The organism is Pedobacter sp. GW460-11-11-14-TSB4 (assembly GCF_059423705.1).
Genome location: NZ_JBWKYI010000005.1, coordinates 72,844 through 89,320, shown reverse-complemented (window position 1 = coordinate 89,320; position 16,477 = coordinate 72,844). Strand labels below are relative to the sequence as shown.

The window sequence follows — 16,477 nt, the reverse complement described above, 5'->3', positions numbered from 1 at the left end:
GGGCTGGGCGTTAACCTTACGCCTTACGCCTTATACCTTAAACCTTACGCCGTTATTCATATTTAAGGGCATCAACAGGGTTTGCTTTAACTGCGCTATTCGCCTGGATACTTACGGTGATAATGGTTAATAAAATGGTTAATGCAGCACTGATTAAAAAAGGAAAAAGTGGCAGATCTATTCGATATGCAAAGGTTTCGAGCCACTTTTTAGTTAATATGTATGCCAGTGGCCAGGAAATAATATTAGCGATTAGAACCATTACAAAAAATGAACTATTGATGAGTTTAAAAATCTGTAAATGACTTGCGCCAAGAATTTTCCTTACTGCAATTTCTTTAATCCTACCTGTCGTAATGTACTTTGCAAAAGCAAACAAGCCTAGTATTGCAATAAAAATGGTGAGTATAGCCGCAGCAAAAAATACAGATTGTAATTGTTCTTGTTTTTTAAAGAGTTTGCCATACATTTCATCCAGAAACTGATAGCGGAAATTATCTCCATCCAGTTTGTTAATCGCCGGCCATTGCGATTTTAGGGTGCTCAGCACATCAGCCATATTGTGCTCGGCGATCTTAATCATAATTTCAGTCTTCGGATTTCCACAAGGATCATTTATTGCATAAATGGTTGGCTCTACTGCTTTCTCAAATCCCAGCGCTTTAAAATCTTTTATCACGCCTACAATTTTATATTCTTTATTCTGGCAACCTTTTATGGTTTTACCCAGCGGGTTGGTTAGTCCATACTTGGCTACTGCGGCCTCATTCAGTATAGCAGCGTTTGCAGTATCGGTTTTAAATTCCCGGGAGAATGTTCTGCCTTCTTTAATCTTGATATCTAAGGTTTCGAAATAATCAAAATCTACATCAGTAAAACTTAAACTTTGTTCTTTCCCATCAACCGTATATTTATTTTTCCCACTGTCGGAGCCATCAGGCAAGGCATTGGCAACGGTAACAGACTTTACGCCCGGAATTTTAGAAATTCGATTTCGTATCGGCTCAAATTTACTTGGCGCAACGAAATAAGCCAGGTTTTTAATGTAAACGACTTGCTCAGGCTTGAAACCAACATCCTGTGTACGCATGTATTTCAGTTGAGAATTAATGATGAGCAAACCAATAACAAAAATTACGGCTACACTAAACTGAACCACCAACAGGCTGTTACGCAACCAATAGCTCTGTTTGCTGGTTTGAAAATTACCTTTTAAAACCAGGGCAGGCTTAAATCCTGATAAGACCATGGCAGGATAAATACCCGCGATTAGTGTAATAAAAATTAAGATAAGTGGCAGCTGCCAAAACAAGGCATTATGGGATGTCCAAATAGTTAAATTTATGGTAAACAGGTTATTAAATTTTGGCAGGATGATTTCTGCTATGATCAAACCTAAAATGGTGGCTACGAAACACTGGATCAGTATTTCTGATAAAAACTGAAAGGCAAGCTGAAAGCGGTAAGCGCCCATTACTTTTTTAACACCTACTTCTTTTGCCCGTTTGGTCGCCTGTGCTATACTCAGATTGGTAAAATTGATACAGGCAATTACTAATATTAAAATACCTAAAACCGATAAAGCCATTAGCACTTTATAGTTGGCATCGCTACCTGCTTTTGGTCTAAGGTGCTGGTTTTTTAAAGGATCAAGAAAGGTTTTGGTCTTTTTAAAAGATTCATTGTTTGGATCAGCTCCGTCTTTGAGCATTTCCTTTTTGTAAAGTGCATTTATTTTGGCTTCCAGCGCCTGAACATCTGTTCCTGGTTTTACCTGGATATAGGTAGTATAGTTGTTATACCCATAGTTTTCGCCTGTCCCAACTTCTTTCATCAATGAAATGGCATCGAAAGAAATATTAGATTGCGGATTGGCAAAAATACTTCCGCTCAGTTTACCTGTTATATTAGCAGATTTACTCCCAATCCAAACCATTTCAGGCTGACCGTTTTTATTACGAGGGAAAAGCGTTTTATAATTTTCGTTACTGAGGTAAAACAGATTTTCGGTGGTACTTTCTGGCTGGGTTAAACCGTTACTGGGTTTCAAATTAAACATTTTTGCAGCAGCATAATCGAGATAGAGGCATTTACTTAAAAAAACCACGCCATTATTGCTGGTAACAGGAAACTCAAAGTAACTTAATTTCATGGTACCAACTGCAAGTACTTCTGGCATTTCTGCCTTAATGGCTTTCCCCAACGGTGGCGGAGTATTATTGGTCTTAAAATCAGGCAACTGCCTGCCTACGACGTAAATTTCGTTATAATGAGGGTTTTCCCTGTCAAAACCTGTTTCATAGGTAAAATACATCGTAACCAAAATAAAAGCAGCTAAAGCGATAGCCAAACCACCTACGTTAATAGCGGTTATGGTTTTATTTCTCCAAAGGTTACGTAAAGCGATTTTTAAGTTTAATCTGAACATAAGGTGTAAGGTTTGAGGTATAGGGTATAAGGTCTGGGCGTTTTAACCTTACGCCCTCAACCTTTTAACCTTATACCTTATTCATATTTTAACGCATCAATAGGATTGGCTTTTGCCACTTTAACCGACTGGGCACTAACGGTTAGTATGGCAATGATTACCGACAAAGCAATTGCTACAATAAAAGGTAATGCAGATATAGAGACGCGGTACTCGAAAGCCGAAAGCCATTTATTTATAATGATATAGGCTAAGGGAAACGCTATAAGATTGGCAATGGCCACCAGTTTTATAAAATCTTTATTCAGCAACACGAGGATATTGCCCGTGCTGGCACCCAAAACCTTACGGATACTGATTTCCTTTTTGCGTTGTTCTGCCATAAAAAGCGCCAGGCCTAATAATCCTAAACAAGAAATGAAAATGGCGAAACCACCAAACCAGTTTGAAAGCGTACCTAAAAGTTTTTCATTTTTAAATTTTACTTCAAATGATTCGTTCACAAATTTGCGGTTAACCGGATAATTAGGTTCCATTTGTTTTACTAAATCGTCAATTTTAGCCAATGATGAACTGATGTTTTGATTTGGGTTTAACCGCGCAATGATAACCCTCGCATCATCCCTTCCATTTGACCTAAAAATCATTGGGGATACTCTTTGGTAAACACTTTCTACAACAAAGTCTTGTACAATACCAACTATATTTAGTTTTTTACCCCAGAAAGTAATCTGCTTACCGACCGGATTTTTTAATCCCATCATTCTCACTGCCGCTTCATTTAACAATATGCTGGTTGTATCATTTGGAAATTTCGCAGAAAACTCTCTACCACTTACTAGCTTGGTTCCAATGGTTTCAACAAAATCATATCCTATTGCTCTATGATTAAAAGAAATTTTCTCATTCGGATTTTTACCTTCCCATTCTACACCGGTTGTATTATCCCCACCTTCAGTAAAATCTGTGCTAAAAGAAGTAACATGAGTGGTTGCACCAGCGGCTATAAGTTGTGTTTTAAGCAATTCTAGCTTGGCAGCATCGTTCATTTTGCCTACTACTGCTATTTGAATTAAATTGGATTGATCATAACCAATAGGTTTGTTTTTAACATAGTTAAGTTGCTGATAAATTACTGCGGTACAAATAATTAAACCAGCAGCAAAAACGAATTGGCCAACCACCAATACTTTCCTCACCGAAGCGGATGAATCTGTTTTAAGGGTGAAACCTTTTAACACTTTAATCGGCTCGAAAGAAGATAAATAAAGTGCCGGATAACTACCTGCCACAAATCCGGTTAAAACCATTAGCCCCATAAGCGTTAACCAAAATGGGCCATTATGATAATCGATTGTTAATTTAATATCCAACAAATTATTAAAATATGGTAAACTAACCTCAATTAAGATAAAAGCTAAAACGGTGGCGATAAATGTGATGAGCAGGGATTCTAAAAAAAACTGACTAATTAACGATTTGCGTGTTGATCCAATTGCTTTACGAACGCCAACTTCTTTTGCCCTACGTTCTGATCGTGCAGTAGATAAATTCATAAAATTTACGCAGGCAATTAATAAGATGCAAAAGGCCAGCAATAAAAATATTTTGAGCTGATCTATTTTTCCACCTACCGATTTACCATTTACAAAATCATCATAAAGATGCCATTTAGACAAAGGATGCAATAAAGCTACTGCCGAATTATCTTTTTGATTGCGTTTGTAAATACCATACATCAGATCATTTGCAGTTGTGAAAAAGTTATTGTCCTTTAACTGAACGAGTGTTAAACACATGTTATTCCCCCAATTGTCTTCCTTAGCCCAGGTTTCCCGTTTTTCGAACAACGCCCAGGGCATAATACATTCAAAAATTAAGCTGCTATTTGCAGGAGCATCTTCTATTACGGCTTCTACTTTTAATACTTCTTCGTTTTCGAGCTTTACTGTTTTATTAATAGGATCTTCATTTCCGAATAATTTTTTCGCAAAAGACCTGGTTAGAATAATGGTATTTACATCTTTTAAAACGGTGGCCGAATTACCTTCAAGAAATTTATAATCCAATATTTTAATAAAATTCTGATCGGCAAATACGGCATTGCTATTTATCTTATGATCTGCAACGGTAATGAGTTGTTTCCTTGGATAAGTGGTGTGAGCGGCATATTTAACTCCAGGGATTTTTTCCTGAACTTCTTTAGCCATCACATTTGGTGTCCATGCCCAGCTAAAAGTTTTACCACTAGCCTTCATATTTTGATAAACTACATAAGTTTTATCATGATTGGAAAATTGTTTATCGTAGCTCCACTCGTAAGCAACATATAATAACAAAATCATACAGCTGGCCAAACCAATGGCTAATCCACCGATATTAATCAGGGAGAAACCTTTGTTTTTCCAGAGGTTTCGCAAAGCTATTTTTAAGTTTAATCTGAACATATTTTTATTGTTTGGCGATAGGTGTTTGGCGTATGGCGTTCAAAATGCCTACCTGGTGATCTTTACTCTTTGCCTCCCCAATCTTCCCATCCGGGAAGATTATTGGGCGGCTATTATTAACTAAACTAAAATCTTTTTAGAGGTTGAAGCGAGAAGGGCGGAGGACTAAAGGTTAATATCACTCAACCCTCTACCTTAAAACCTTCAGCCTTTAACCTTAAATAAGTTCTTCATTCCGGCTTTTGTTAATCTTCTCCGATATCACATGACCATCTTTCAGGTTGATGATCCGGTTTGAAAAACTGGCATCGTGACTGGAGTGCGTAACCATTACGATAGTTGTTCCGGTTTCATTTAATTCGCAAAGGAGCTCCATTACTTCGTTACCATGCGAACTATCCAGGTTTCCGGTAGGCTCATCAGCCAGAACCAGTTTAGGTTTGGTAACCAAAGCCCTGGCTACTGCTACACGTTGCTGCTGTCCGCCTGATAATTGTTGAGGAAAATGACCGCTACGGTTTACAATATTCATCCTTTCGATGATTTCATTGACCAGTTTTTTGCGTTCTCCGGCAGGGATCTTGTTATAAATTAATGGTAGTTCGATGTTTTCGAAAACCGTTAATTCATCAATCAGATTGAAATTCTGGAAAACGAATCCCATATTTCTTTTTCGGAAATTTGAACGTTCCCTATCGTTAAGCGTTAAAAGCTCCGTATCGATAAATTTGTAGCTTCCATTTTCAGGCTTATCTAATAAACCCATTACATTTAACAAAGTAGATTTTCCGCAACCCGAAGGTCCCATGATTGAAACAAATTCTCCTGCCGCAACATGGAGGTTAATGCCATTAAGTGCCGTCGTTTCTACTTCTTCTGTCTTGTAAACTTTTTCCAGATTTTCTATTTTAATCATCGTATCAAGTATTATTCTAGTATCATGTATTTTATCAGGTATCAAAGCCTGATTATATTAATTGTCTATTTGCTTAATCAGTTAAATTGGCGCGAAACACCTAACGCCAAACGCTTACCGCTCTACTTATTAATCTCCACCTGGTCGTACTGGTTAAACTGATCGTAAGACGAGGTAATTACTTCATCACCTTTTTGCAAACCATCCAGTATTTCGTAGTACAGGTAATTTTTTCTTCCAATTTTTACATTTTTCTTCGTTGCTTTTCCATTGGCTACCACAAATACCCAGGAGCCACCTGTACTCTGGAAAAACTGTCCCTGAGCCAGAAGCAGCGATTTGCTGTTGTCAGACAAGGTTAATTTTGTTTGCAACGATAATCCGCGACGCAAACCTTCGGGTGCTGCTCCTTTAAAAACCATTTCTACCTGAAACTGACCTGCTGTAACCTCAGGTATTACTTTACTCACAGTTAAGTTATAAGTTTTACCATTAAACTCGCAGTTAGCAGTTTGTCCTTCTTTTACCCGATTGATATAATATTCATCCACACCTGCCTGAAGTTTATAACCTTGCAACACGTCAATCTTTCCAATCATTTCGTTAGAATTGTATGATTTACCAATTACCGGATCGTAAGACGATAATTTACCAGATACAGGGGCTTTGATCGTCATATTTTCGATGTTCTTACGGATCATCTCCAAACTTTCATTCATTTGTCCCATCGACTGATCGATTTGAGCAAGTTGCATCTTACGGCTTTGATTTTCCTGTTTAATGGCCTGACGTACAATTTTCAATTTACCCTGGTAATATTCATAATCCTGGTTCGACTTGTTAAATTCTTGCAGCGTAATTACCTTTTTGGCGAAAAGCGAGCTATCTAATCTAAATTGACGGGTTGCTGTACGTAAATTATTCTCTACATCTAATACATCCTGATTCAGGATCCTTTGATTTTGCTCTAAGTCTAACCTCGATTTACGCAGTTGATTGATTTGCTCGGTGGCGGCTGTTTGCTGCGAGGTATAACCCAACATGGCATTTGAATTCGCTATACGTAATAAAGGTGTACCTTTTACTACAGAAGCACCGTTCTCGGTAAAAATTTCGGCAACTGTTCCACCTTCCGATGAACTTACAATTACCGAAGTTAAAGGAACTACACTGGCATTTAATAACACGACATCTTCAAAATCGCCATATTCAACTTTACTGATGGTTAATTTATCGGCATCTGCACTGTAAACTTTTTTGAGGGACAAAGTATAGCCATAAATTACAACCGCTACAAAAGCAATTGCTCCACCTATAATTAAAAGGCTTTTAGTGCTAAATCTTTTTTTCTCTATTTTCTTATCCATGTGTTCGGTTGTACTGTTTGGTTTCACTAATAACCAAGCTTGTGCCAAAAGAACCAAACACATTTAAAACATTAATAATCAATAGATTAATAGTAGATTTATTTTTTACATGTTCATTATCGGACAGTTGATGTGCGGGAGCGGACAGTTTTATTACTTTTGCCTCAGCCCTTTATCCCCTCTCCTGGAGGAGAGGGGGCAGGGAGGAGAAAACAGGTTTGCCCCTCTATGTTGTAACATAAAAAGCATAAAACATTATCTTTAATAGGTTAAGTTAATCTATCAGATATGGATGATTATAAGAATAAGTTATTTCATGGTGCCAATTCGAAGCTGTAGAGGGACAGCAAAAAAGAATAAATATATACGAACTTTTAATAGGTAGAGGTTATGCTTGACGCCACAGTTTTAATTATCGATGATGACGACGATATCCTGCTTAGTGCCCGTTTGTTTTTAAAGCAGCAGGTAAAGCAAGTAATTACATGTAAATCGCCTAAAGAGATCAATGTTTTATTGAGCAAAAATGAAATTGATATCATCCTGCTGGATATGAACTACCAAAAAGGTGCCAGTGATGGTAGAGAAGGCCTTTATTGGCTGGAACATATTTTATCGATTGATAAAGATTATGTAGTCATACTAATGACTGCTTTTGGGAATGTTGAACTGGCCGTAAAGGCGATTAAAAAAGGAGCTACCGATTTTATTCTAAAACCCTGGGAAAATGAAAAGCTGTTTGCCACTATTTCATCGGCATCTAAACTTCGCGAGTCGACCAAAAAGGTAAAGAAACTAGAAAAAATACATTCATCGCTCCAAAAAGACCTTACCCGGGGTTTCGAGAACATTGTGGGGCAGGCAGATGAAATAAAACAATTGCAAAATACGCTTTTAAAAGTGGCCCCTACGGACGCTAATGTGCTTATTCTGGGTGAAAACGGAACGGGGAAACAAGTTTTCGCTTATGAAATCCATGGTAACTCGCAAAGGAAAAACCAGGTTTTTATGCATGTGGATTTGGGTTCTTTAAATGAAAATTTATTTGAAAGTGAGTTATTCGGCTATGCGAAAGGTGCTTTTACCGATGCCAAAGAAGATAAACCCGGCCGCTTTGAGCTGGCCGATGGCGGAACGATATTTTTAGACGAGATTGGAAATTTAACATTACCGCTTCAGGCTAAACTGTTAAGCGTTTTGCAAAACCGGACGGTAACCCGTTTAGGAGAAAGCAAAGAACGTAAGGTAAATGTTCGCTTAATAACGGCCACCAATATGCCTTTGAATGAAATGGTAGCTAAAAATACCTTCAGGCAGGATTTACTTTTCCGCATTAACACAGTTGAACTTTTATTACCAGCTTTGCGTAAACGTGGAACAGATATTTTACTTTTAGCCAATCATTTTATGCAGGTTTTTAGCGCTAAGTATCACAAAGACATCCGTAAGCTGAGCAATAAAGCCCAGCAAGCACTTTTACAATATAAATGGCCGGGCAATGTCCGCGAGTTACAACACGTTTTAGAAAGAGCCGTTATTATGAGCGATGGTGCAGATATTGCAGAAGAAGATTTGCAGTTGAGTCCGCAGCGCTACGCACAAAACAACACCATACCAGACGAGATGGCACTGGAGGATATGGAAAAAATGATGGTGCAAAAAGCAATTGATAAACACAAAGGAAATATATCAAAAGCCGCAGCAGAACTTGGCTTAACCCGTGCTGCACTGTACAGGAGAATTGAGAAATTTGGAATTTAAAAGAGGTGTATGGTGTAAGGTTTAAGGCGTAAGGTTAATCGCCGAACAAAACCCTAAACCCTAGACCTTAAACCCTAAACCTTAATGATGTTTTACCAACGTTTTACTTTTCGTTTAATAGTTCGCCTGCTGATCATCAATCTGCTCGGCTACCTCTTATTTTACCTGATTAAAAACACGCAGCTCTGGTTTACGATAACAGGTGTTGCATTGATTTTGTTGGGAACCATCATTTCACTTTACTATTACATCAATCAAATCCGCTCAGATATTAACCGTTTTATCTTAGCCGTTAAAACAAGAGATCATACCCTAAACTTCAAAAACAAAGCAACTAAAGGAAGTTTCCCTGAATTATACGAATCATTCAGCGATATTTTACAGGTCCACAAACAAATCCGGCTGGAACAGGAAGCTATTTTTCAACTGATCAAAACCATTCTGGAACAAGTTCCTGTGGGTGTAATTGTGGTCAATAATACAGAGCAGGAGAAAGAAGAGATTGCGTTTTTTAACCAGGCAGCATCCAGTCTTTTAGGTGTTCCTGCTTATAAATATTGGCACCGGTTAAAGGAGCACCTGCCCAGTTTTTCTAACGAGGTTGAACAGATTTCTTCAGGAGGAAAAAGATTTTTGGAGTTAAAAATCCAGGATAAACTGATTCAATTATCAACCGAAGTGATCCCTTTAAACCTTTACGGAAACAATTATACCATCATCAGTTTTCAAAACATTAAAGATGAAATTGAGCAAAAAGAAACAGAAGCGTGGAATAGATTAATTGGCGTAATTTCTCATGAGATCTTAAATTCGATCACGCCGATCAGTTCACTGTCTGACACCATAAACAAAATGGTAAGTGATAAAAAAATGCTCACCGAAGATGAAATGGATGATTTAAAAACAGCTTTGCAAACCATCCAGCGTAGATCATCGGGCTTATTGGATTTTGTGAAAGACTATCGATTGATTGCTGAGTTGCCTACCCCAAACCTCGAATCGCATACCATTGGCGAAATACTGAAACACATTAAAGTATTAATGCAGCCTTTTGCAAAAGTTAAAAATGTGGTATTGGATGTGGAGCAAACTTCTTCAAAAATCACCATTCAGCTCGATTTAAAATTAATTGAACAAGTGCTGATTAACCTGATTACCAACAGTATTTATGCTGTAGAAAACAGCGAACACCCACACATCAATGTAAATTATCGCTTAGAAAACACCAAATTGTATATTGATGTGAGCGATAACGGAAAGGGTATCGATGCCGGTGATCTCGAAAAGATATTTGTCCCATTTTACACCACCAGAAAAAATGGTTCAGGAATAGGCTTAACCATTAGCCGTAATATTATGAAAATGCACAGGGGCAGTATAGAAGTTATTTCAATACCCGATAATGGCACTACTTTTTCGTTGGTATTTAATTATGTTTAATCATTTGAATGTTTTTTTGAGTTAAAATATCAAACAAAACCAGTTTGATATGCTTTTAATGATGTGGATACATCAAATACAAGCATGAAGACAGTTATAATATCGAACAGACTACCCGTTAAAATCATTGAAGAAAACGACGAATACACGTTTATTCCGAGTGAAGGCGGCCTTGCTACCGGACTAGGAGACGTTTATAAATCAGGAAATTCCATCTGGATCGGCTGGCCAGGAATTGAAGTACCAGAAGAACGTCAGGAAGAAGTTACACAAAAACTTGCCGAACTAAACCTCTACCCGGTTTTCCTTACTCAAAACGAAATCAATTTATATTACGAAGGCTTTTCGAACGAAATATTATGGCCCGTATTTCATTACCTCGTTACTTACGCACATTACGAACAAAACTACTGGGACTGCTATCGATCGGTTAATGAGAAATTTGCAAAAAGCGCGATGCAGGTGCTGAACAGAAAAGATAAAGTCTGGATCCAGGACTACCAGTTACTCCTTCTCCCAGGCATATTAAGAGAAAAACTTCCTAATGCCACCATTGGTTTTTTCCAGCATATACCCTTTCCGTCATACGAAATATTCAGGTTGATTCCCTGGCGTGAAGAGCTCTTAAACGGGCTTATCGGTGCCGATTTAATCGGTTTCCATACTTTTGATGATGTTCGCCACTTTATCAGTACCGCAACACGTTTACTTCCGGTAAATTCCTCATCAAACATACTCAGCAGCAACGAACGACAAATTGTAGTGGAAGCTTTCCCAATGGGAATCGATTATAATAAGTTTTCAGGTTTAACCGCAACGGAGGAAGTACAAAAAGAGATTGCCTATTTCAGATCAGGTAAGGAACATACGAAAGTAATCTTGTCTATCGATCGGCTCGATTATAGCAAAGGCATACTGGAAAGGTTAAAAGCTTTAGAATTACTGCTCCAGCACCATCCCGAATATATTGGCAAAATCGAACTTTTTATGATTGTGGTTCCTTCGAGGGATACCGTACCAAAATACAGTGAATTAAGAGATCAGATTGATCAGTTTGTTGGAAATTTAAATGCCAGGTACCGTTCAATGAACTGGATTCCGGTAAATTATTTTTACCGCTCCTTCCCTATTGAAGTGTTATCGGCCCTTTACTCCACAGCAGATATCTGTTTGGTTACGCCTATGCGCGATGGAATGAATCTGGTTAGTAAAGAATATGTGGCCAGCCGGAACAATAATGACGGGGTGTTGATTTTAAGCGAAATGGCCGGTGCATCCAAGGAGTTAACAGATGCAGTTATTGTTAATCCGAATAACCTCGGCGACATTATGGAAGCCATTGTAACTGCGCTTAAAATGCCTTTAGCAGAACAAAAACAACGTATGAAAGCCATGCGTGCAATTGTAGAAAAATTCAATGTTAAACATTGGGTGAACAATTTTATTTTAAGATTAAACGAAGTGAAAGATTCTCAAAAATCCTTATTAACAAAACATGCCGTAAATGCCATTAACGAAGTAATTGCAAGCCAATATGCAAAAACCCAAGATCGTGTACTATTTTTAGATTATGATGGCACACTGGTAGATTTTACGGGAAATATTGACGATGCTTCGCCAGATGCAGAATTATACGATTTAATTGAGAACCTAACGCTTGATAAGGCCAATAAAGTTGTAATTATTAGTGGCAGAAGAAATGAAACGCTTGAAAAGTGGTTTGGGCACCTAAAGGTAGATTTGATTGCGGAGCATGGAGCCTGGCAAAAATCGTTCGAAGATAAATGGAACAGCCTGCCACTGTTAACCGATCAGTGGAAACAGGAAATCAAAACGCTATTGGAAACTTATACCGACCGTACGCCGGGATCGTTTATCGAAGAAAAAAGTTACTCATTGGTTTGGCATTACCGGAAAGCAGAAGAAGGACTTGGCGATTTAAGGGCCAATGAAATTATCAGCCATATGAAAATTTTGGCTGCAGATAAAGGCCTGCAACTCATGCCAGGCAATAAGGTAATCGAGTTTAAAAACATGGAGGTTAACAAAGGCAAAGCAGCCTTAAATTGGTTGTACAATAAAAAACCTGATTTTATTTTGGCGCTTGGCGATGACCATACCGATGAAGATATTTTTAGGGCATTGCCAGATGATGCTTTTACCATTAAAGTTGGCAATAACATTTCAGAAGCCAAGTATTACCTAAATGATTTTAAAGAAGTGCGAAAACTGCTCTGGAGTTTAGTAAAAGAAGAGTTTGTGGGAAGGAGTTAAATTTTAGCGTAAACGTCATCCCCAACTCGATTGGGGATGACGTTATGCTTATTGCTCTAAGATTCCCGGATACACGGGAATGACATCAATTAAGTAAAAACATTTTCTCAATAGGAATCGTCATTTCGAGCGGAATGCAGCGTAATCGGGAAATCTAACTATATAGATCTCTCCATTTCACTGTGTTCCAGTCGAGATGACGATATTTTTAAGTTAGTCGGGATTTGCAATCCCGACTCTTGAAATGTGGATTTGCAATCCACTTACTGCCTTACAAAAATATCGGCCTATCCAGTTTAATTGCAATGCGATAAGCCGCATTCATTAATCCCACATGGCTATAAGCTTGCGGGAAATTACCCCACTGGCTACCCGTTTTAGCATCAACATCCTCACTGAATAAAAGAAGGTGGTTACAATATTTAATAATGTTTTCGAATTCTTTTATCGCTTCATCGGTTCGGCCAACGCATGCCAAAGCTTCCACATACCAAAAGGCACAAATTAAAAATGTGGTTTTTGGTTTACCAAAATCATCAGCATGTAAATAACGGTAAAATAGTCCATCTTCCGTTTTCAGTTCTTTTTCTAAAGCTATTAAATGATCCTTTGCCCGGTCTGATGCAGGATCCAAATAATTCATCATGATCAATTGTAAGGTGCTGGCATCTAAATGCGGGCTTCCTACAGCGTTGGTATACACTTTTCGTTCCGGATCGTAACAGGCTTCTATGTGTGCAGCAGCTTTATCAATTAAAACCTGCGCGCGTTTCTCAAAATCATCATTACCAATTGTTTTGGCCATTTTTAAAGCAGCCTGTGCGCCTGCCCATTGAAATAAATTACTGTAACAATGTACATTGGCAATATTTCTGAATTCCCAGATTCCGGCATCCTTTTCATCAATTGTCCGTTCAATTTTAGAAAGCACACTTTCAATCCACCTTACCGAATCGCTACGTTCTGAAAAAACAAAACGGTGGTCGGTATAGAGTGGTAACATCGAAATTAAAACCTGACCATAAATATCATTCTGAATATGTTCATAGGCCTGGTTCCCTACCCTAATGGGCTGTTCGCCCTTGTATCCTGTCAAATGGTCTAATGTACGTTCGGTAATTTCCCTTTCACCCGCAATGCCATACAGGGGTTGGTAACGTATATCCTCCGCGTGCGAAATATCAGACAGGTAATTAAAATACCGCTCCATTTCTTCAAAATGGCCAATATGGTTTAACGAAGTTAATACATAGTGAGAATCGCGCAGCCAGCAATACCGGTAATCCCAGTTTCGGGTACTACCCGGTGATTCTGGTAAACTGGTTGTACTTGCAGCTATAATTGCGCCAGTGTCTTCATATTGGTGGATTTTAAGCACCAGGGCCGAACGGATAACAAAAGGCTGGTAAAAACCTGCAATGGACGAATGTTTAATCCATAACCGCCAATAAGCTATCGTTTCACGCAAAAAATTTTCAGCAGTACTTACTACAGGAGCTTCCAGATTTTGGCCATACGTCATGATGAGATATTTAGCCTCATTCAGTACAAATGCTTTCTCGTCAAAAATATAGGTAAGCGATACATTCGTACTTAAACGGATATTTTCGTCACAACCCAGATAATCAATGTGATTACTGCCCCTGCTCGATTTCATTTTACCTTTTCCATAATCGCACACAGGCTTGCACTTGATGGTAATGCGCGGGCTCCCTTCCAAAGGTTCGATTTTTCTGATGAACATGAGCGGTTTAAAATAACGATCGTATAGATGAAAACGGGGTGCAAAATCTGTAATCCGGTATTTTCCATCTTCGGCAGTAATCTCTGTTCTTAACACATTGGTGTTCTCGATATAATATTGATGAGAAGTGAATTCGCCTTGTGGCAAGATTGAAAATTCACCTCCCTTTTTCTCATCCAATAAACTGCCAAATACAAAAGGGCTATCGAAGCGGGGCCAGCAAAGCCAGGATATATCGGTGTTTTTATTTACGTGTGCAATGAAAGCGCAATTTCCTATAATTCCGGTTTGATAAAGATGCTTTTCGGCCATAGACTATAATTTTGTTTATTTTAGTAACAAGCCGATTAGGAAAATGTTAGAGAGAAAATTTTAAAAAAGCTTTTACAGGCTTTAAAAACTTATAAAATCTGTGCTAAAATAATGAGGTATTTATTCGTTTTTGGAAATGGAGGGTTCTGTTTCAATCGCTTACTCCAGCCCTGCAATCGCTTCAAGTCCTCACTCGTTCCTCGCTCCGGGCTTTCCGCTTTATCAGGTTTATAAACAAGGGTTCTGATACATTTTTAATTAGCACAGGCCTATTTCAATAAGGCCGATTGAAATGATTTCGATTTTTCATCGGAAGTAATGAAAAGCGGGGCCAACATTAAAAAGACTTACTGCAAATGCCTTCCAAATAAAACTAAAAATTTATCAGAGTCCTCACTCGTTCCTCGCTCCGGGCTTTCCGCTTTATCAGGTTTATAAACAAGGGTTCGTCCAAATAAAAAGCCAGCCACGAAATCGCGACTGGCTTCTGGTTAATGAATAATGATTATTTTAAATCACAGTACCGCTAGGCACTACTGCTCCTTTTTTAATGACCACTATGCCATCTTTAACGGCATAAAGTTCGAAGTCGCCATCTTCTAAATGGTCGCCGCCATTAATTTTTACATCGTTCCCGATGCGACAGTTTTTATCGATAATCGCGTTGTTAATATGACAGCGGTCTCCGATACCGATTAATGAATGCCCTTTACTGGTTTCATCCTGAATTTCTTCCAGTGTTTGGTACCGATCGCTACCCATTATGTAGGCATTGGTAATTACGGTATCTTTTCCAATTCTTGATCTGATCCCTAAAACCGCATGTTCTACTTTACTGGCCTGAATAATACAGCCCTCGGCAATAATGGTTTTATCCAAAGTGGTACCCGAAATTTTCGATGGCGGTAACATCCTCGCTCTTGTAAAAATAGCATGGTTACTATCGAACATATTAAATTTAGGAATTTCATCCGTTAAGCCTAAATTGGCCTCAAAGAAAGATGAAATATTTCCAATATCAGTCCAGTAACCTTCGTACTGATAGCTTAAAACCCTGCTCTGAGAAATTGCTCTAGGCAAAATTTCTTTACCAAAATCTTTCTCCTCTTCGTTCTCATTTAAGATATTGATCAGGTACTCGCGGTTGAATACGTAAATACCCATCGAAGCTAAGAAATTACGTCCCTCGCCCTGCATTTCTTCACCGGTATCCGAAATCCAATCTTCTAAACCCGTTTTAGGTTTTTCGATAAAAGAAGTGATCATGTTTTCATCATCAGCCTTTAAAATACCAAAATCAGTTGCATCTTTTGCCGTCACCGGAATAGTTGCAATAGTAATTTCTGCATTGGCTTCGATATGTTTTTCGATCATATCTTTAAAGTCCATCTGATACAACTGATCGCCCGATAAGATTAAGATGTAATCGAACTCGTGCGAAACAATGTGATGCATACACTGACGGACTGCATCTGCTGTACCCTGAAACCAACCTGAGTTTTGTACAGTTTGTTCAGCCGCCAAAATATCAACAAAGGCCGTACTAAAATGGCTAAAGTGATACGTGTTTTTAATGTGTTTGTTTAGGGATGCTGAATTAAACTGGGTTAACACAAACATTCGATGAATACCAGAATTCAGGCAGTTTGAAATCGGGATGTCTACCAATCTGTATTTACCAGCAATCGGAACTGCCGGTTTAGAACGTGTTTGTGTTAGTGGCGATAATCTAGAGCCCTGGCCACCGCCAAGGATAACGCCTAAAACTTTGTCGGTCATAGTTTAAGC

The 16,477-nt window shown here is 38.4% G+C and carries 9 protein-coding genes; 3 read left to right on the top strand and 6 right to left on the bottom strand.

Annotation, left to right across the window (positions count from 1 at the left end; translation table 11 throughout):
* Nucleotides 1-52 precede the first annotated feature (52 nt).
* The 4 genes from AC07YT_RS07020 to AC07YT_RS07005 all read right to left on the bottom strand — a co-directional run bounded on the left by AC07YT_RS07020 (nt 53) and on the right by AC07YT_RS07005 (nt 7,158).
* Nucleotides 53-2,428, bottom strand: a complete 2,376-nt coding sequence (locus tag AC07YT_RS07020; RefSeq protein WP_086545378.1) for an ABC transporter permease — start codon at nt 2,426-2,428, stop codon at nt 53-55.
* A gap of 77 nt (nt 2,429-2,505) precedes the next feature.
* Nucleotides 2,506-4,875, bottom strand: coding sequence for an ABC transporter permease (locus AC07YT_RS07015; RefSeq protein ID WP_086545377.1), 2,370 nt, complete (start codon nt 4,873-4,875; stop codon nt 2,506-2,508).
* A 217-nt stretch (nt 4,876-5,092) separates the two neighbouring features.
* Nucleotides 5,093-5,791, bottom strand: coding sequence for an ABC transporter ATP-binding protein (locus AC07YT_RS07010; protein WP_086545376.1), 699 nt, complete (start codon nt 5,789-5,791; stop codon nt 5,093-5,095).
* A gap of 122 nt (nt 5,792-5,913) precedes the next feature.
* A complete protein-coding gene (locus AC07YT_RS07005) occupies nt 5,914-7,158 on the bottom strand; it encodes an efflux RND transporter periplasmic adaptor subunit (protein WP_086549259.1) in 1,245 nt (414 codons plus the stop codon).
* Nucleotides 7,159-7,548: 390 nt separating this feature from the next.
* On the opposite strand from AC07YT_RS07005, the gene AC07YT_RS07000 reads away from it, so the two are divergent.
* The 3 genes from AC07YT_RS07000 to AC07YT_RS06990 all read left to right on the top strand — a co-directional run bounded on the left by AC07YT_RS07000 (nt 7,549) and on the right by AC07YT_RS06990 (nt 12,633).
* Nucleotides 7,549-8,919: a sigma-54-dependent transcriptional regulator gene (locus AC07YT_RS07000; protein ID WP_086545375.1), complete on the top strand. Its 1,371-nt coding sequence runs from the start codon at nt 7,549-7,551 to the stop codon at nt 8,917-8,919.
* Between the two features lie 84 nt (nt 8,920-9,003).
* The gene (locus AC07YT_RS06995) at nt 9,004-10,359 is read left to right on the top strand and encodes a sensor histidine kinase (protein WP_494945250.1); all 1,356 of its coding nucleotides are present in this window, start codon (nt 9,004-9,006) and stop codon (nt 10,357-10,359) included.
* Between the two features lie 84 nt (nt 10,360-10,443).
* Complete coding sequence (locus tag AC07YT_RS06990) at nt 10,444-12,633, top strand: bifunctional alpha,alpha-trehalose-phosphate synthase (UDP-forming)/trehalose-phosphatase (protein ID WP_086545373.1); 2,190 nt, start codon at nt 10,444-10,446, stop codon at nt 12,631-12,633.
* 271 nt (nt 12,634-12,904) lie between these two features.
* Here AC07YT_RS06990 and AC07YT_RS06985 read toward each other — a convergent pair whose 3' ends face one another.
* Both AC07YT_RS06985 and AC07YT_RS06980 read right to left on the bottom strand, forming a co-directional pair.
* A complete protein-coding gene (locus AC07YT_RS06985; RefSeq protein ID WP_086545372.1) occupies nt 12,905-14,689 on the bottom strand; it encodes a glycoside hydrolase family 15 protein in 1,785 nt (594 codons plus the stop codon).
* A gap of 510 nt (nt 14,690-15,199) precedes the next feature.
* Nucleotides 15,200-16,468, bottom strand: coding sequence for a glucose-1-phosphate adenylyltransferase (locus tag AC07YT_RS06980; RefSeq protein ID WP_086545371.1), 1,269 nt, complete (start codon nt 16,466-16,468; stop codon nt 15,200-15,202).
* Nucleotides 16,469-16,477 lie beyond the last annotated feature (9 nt).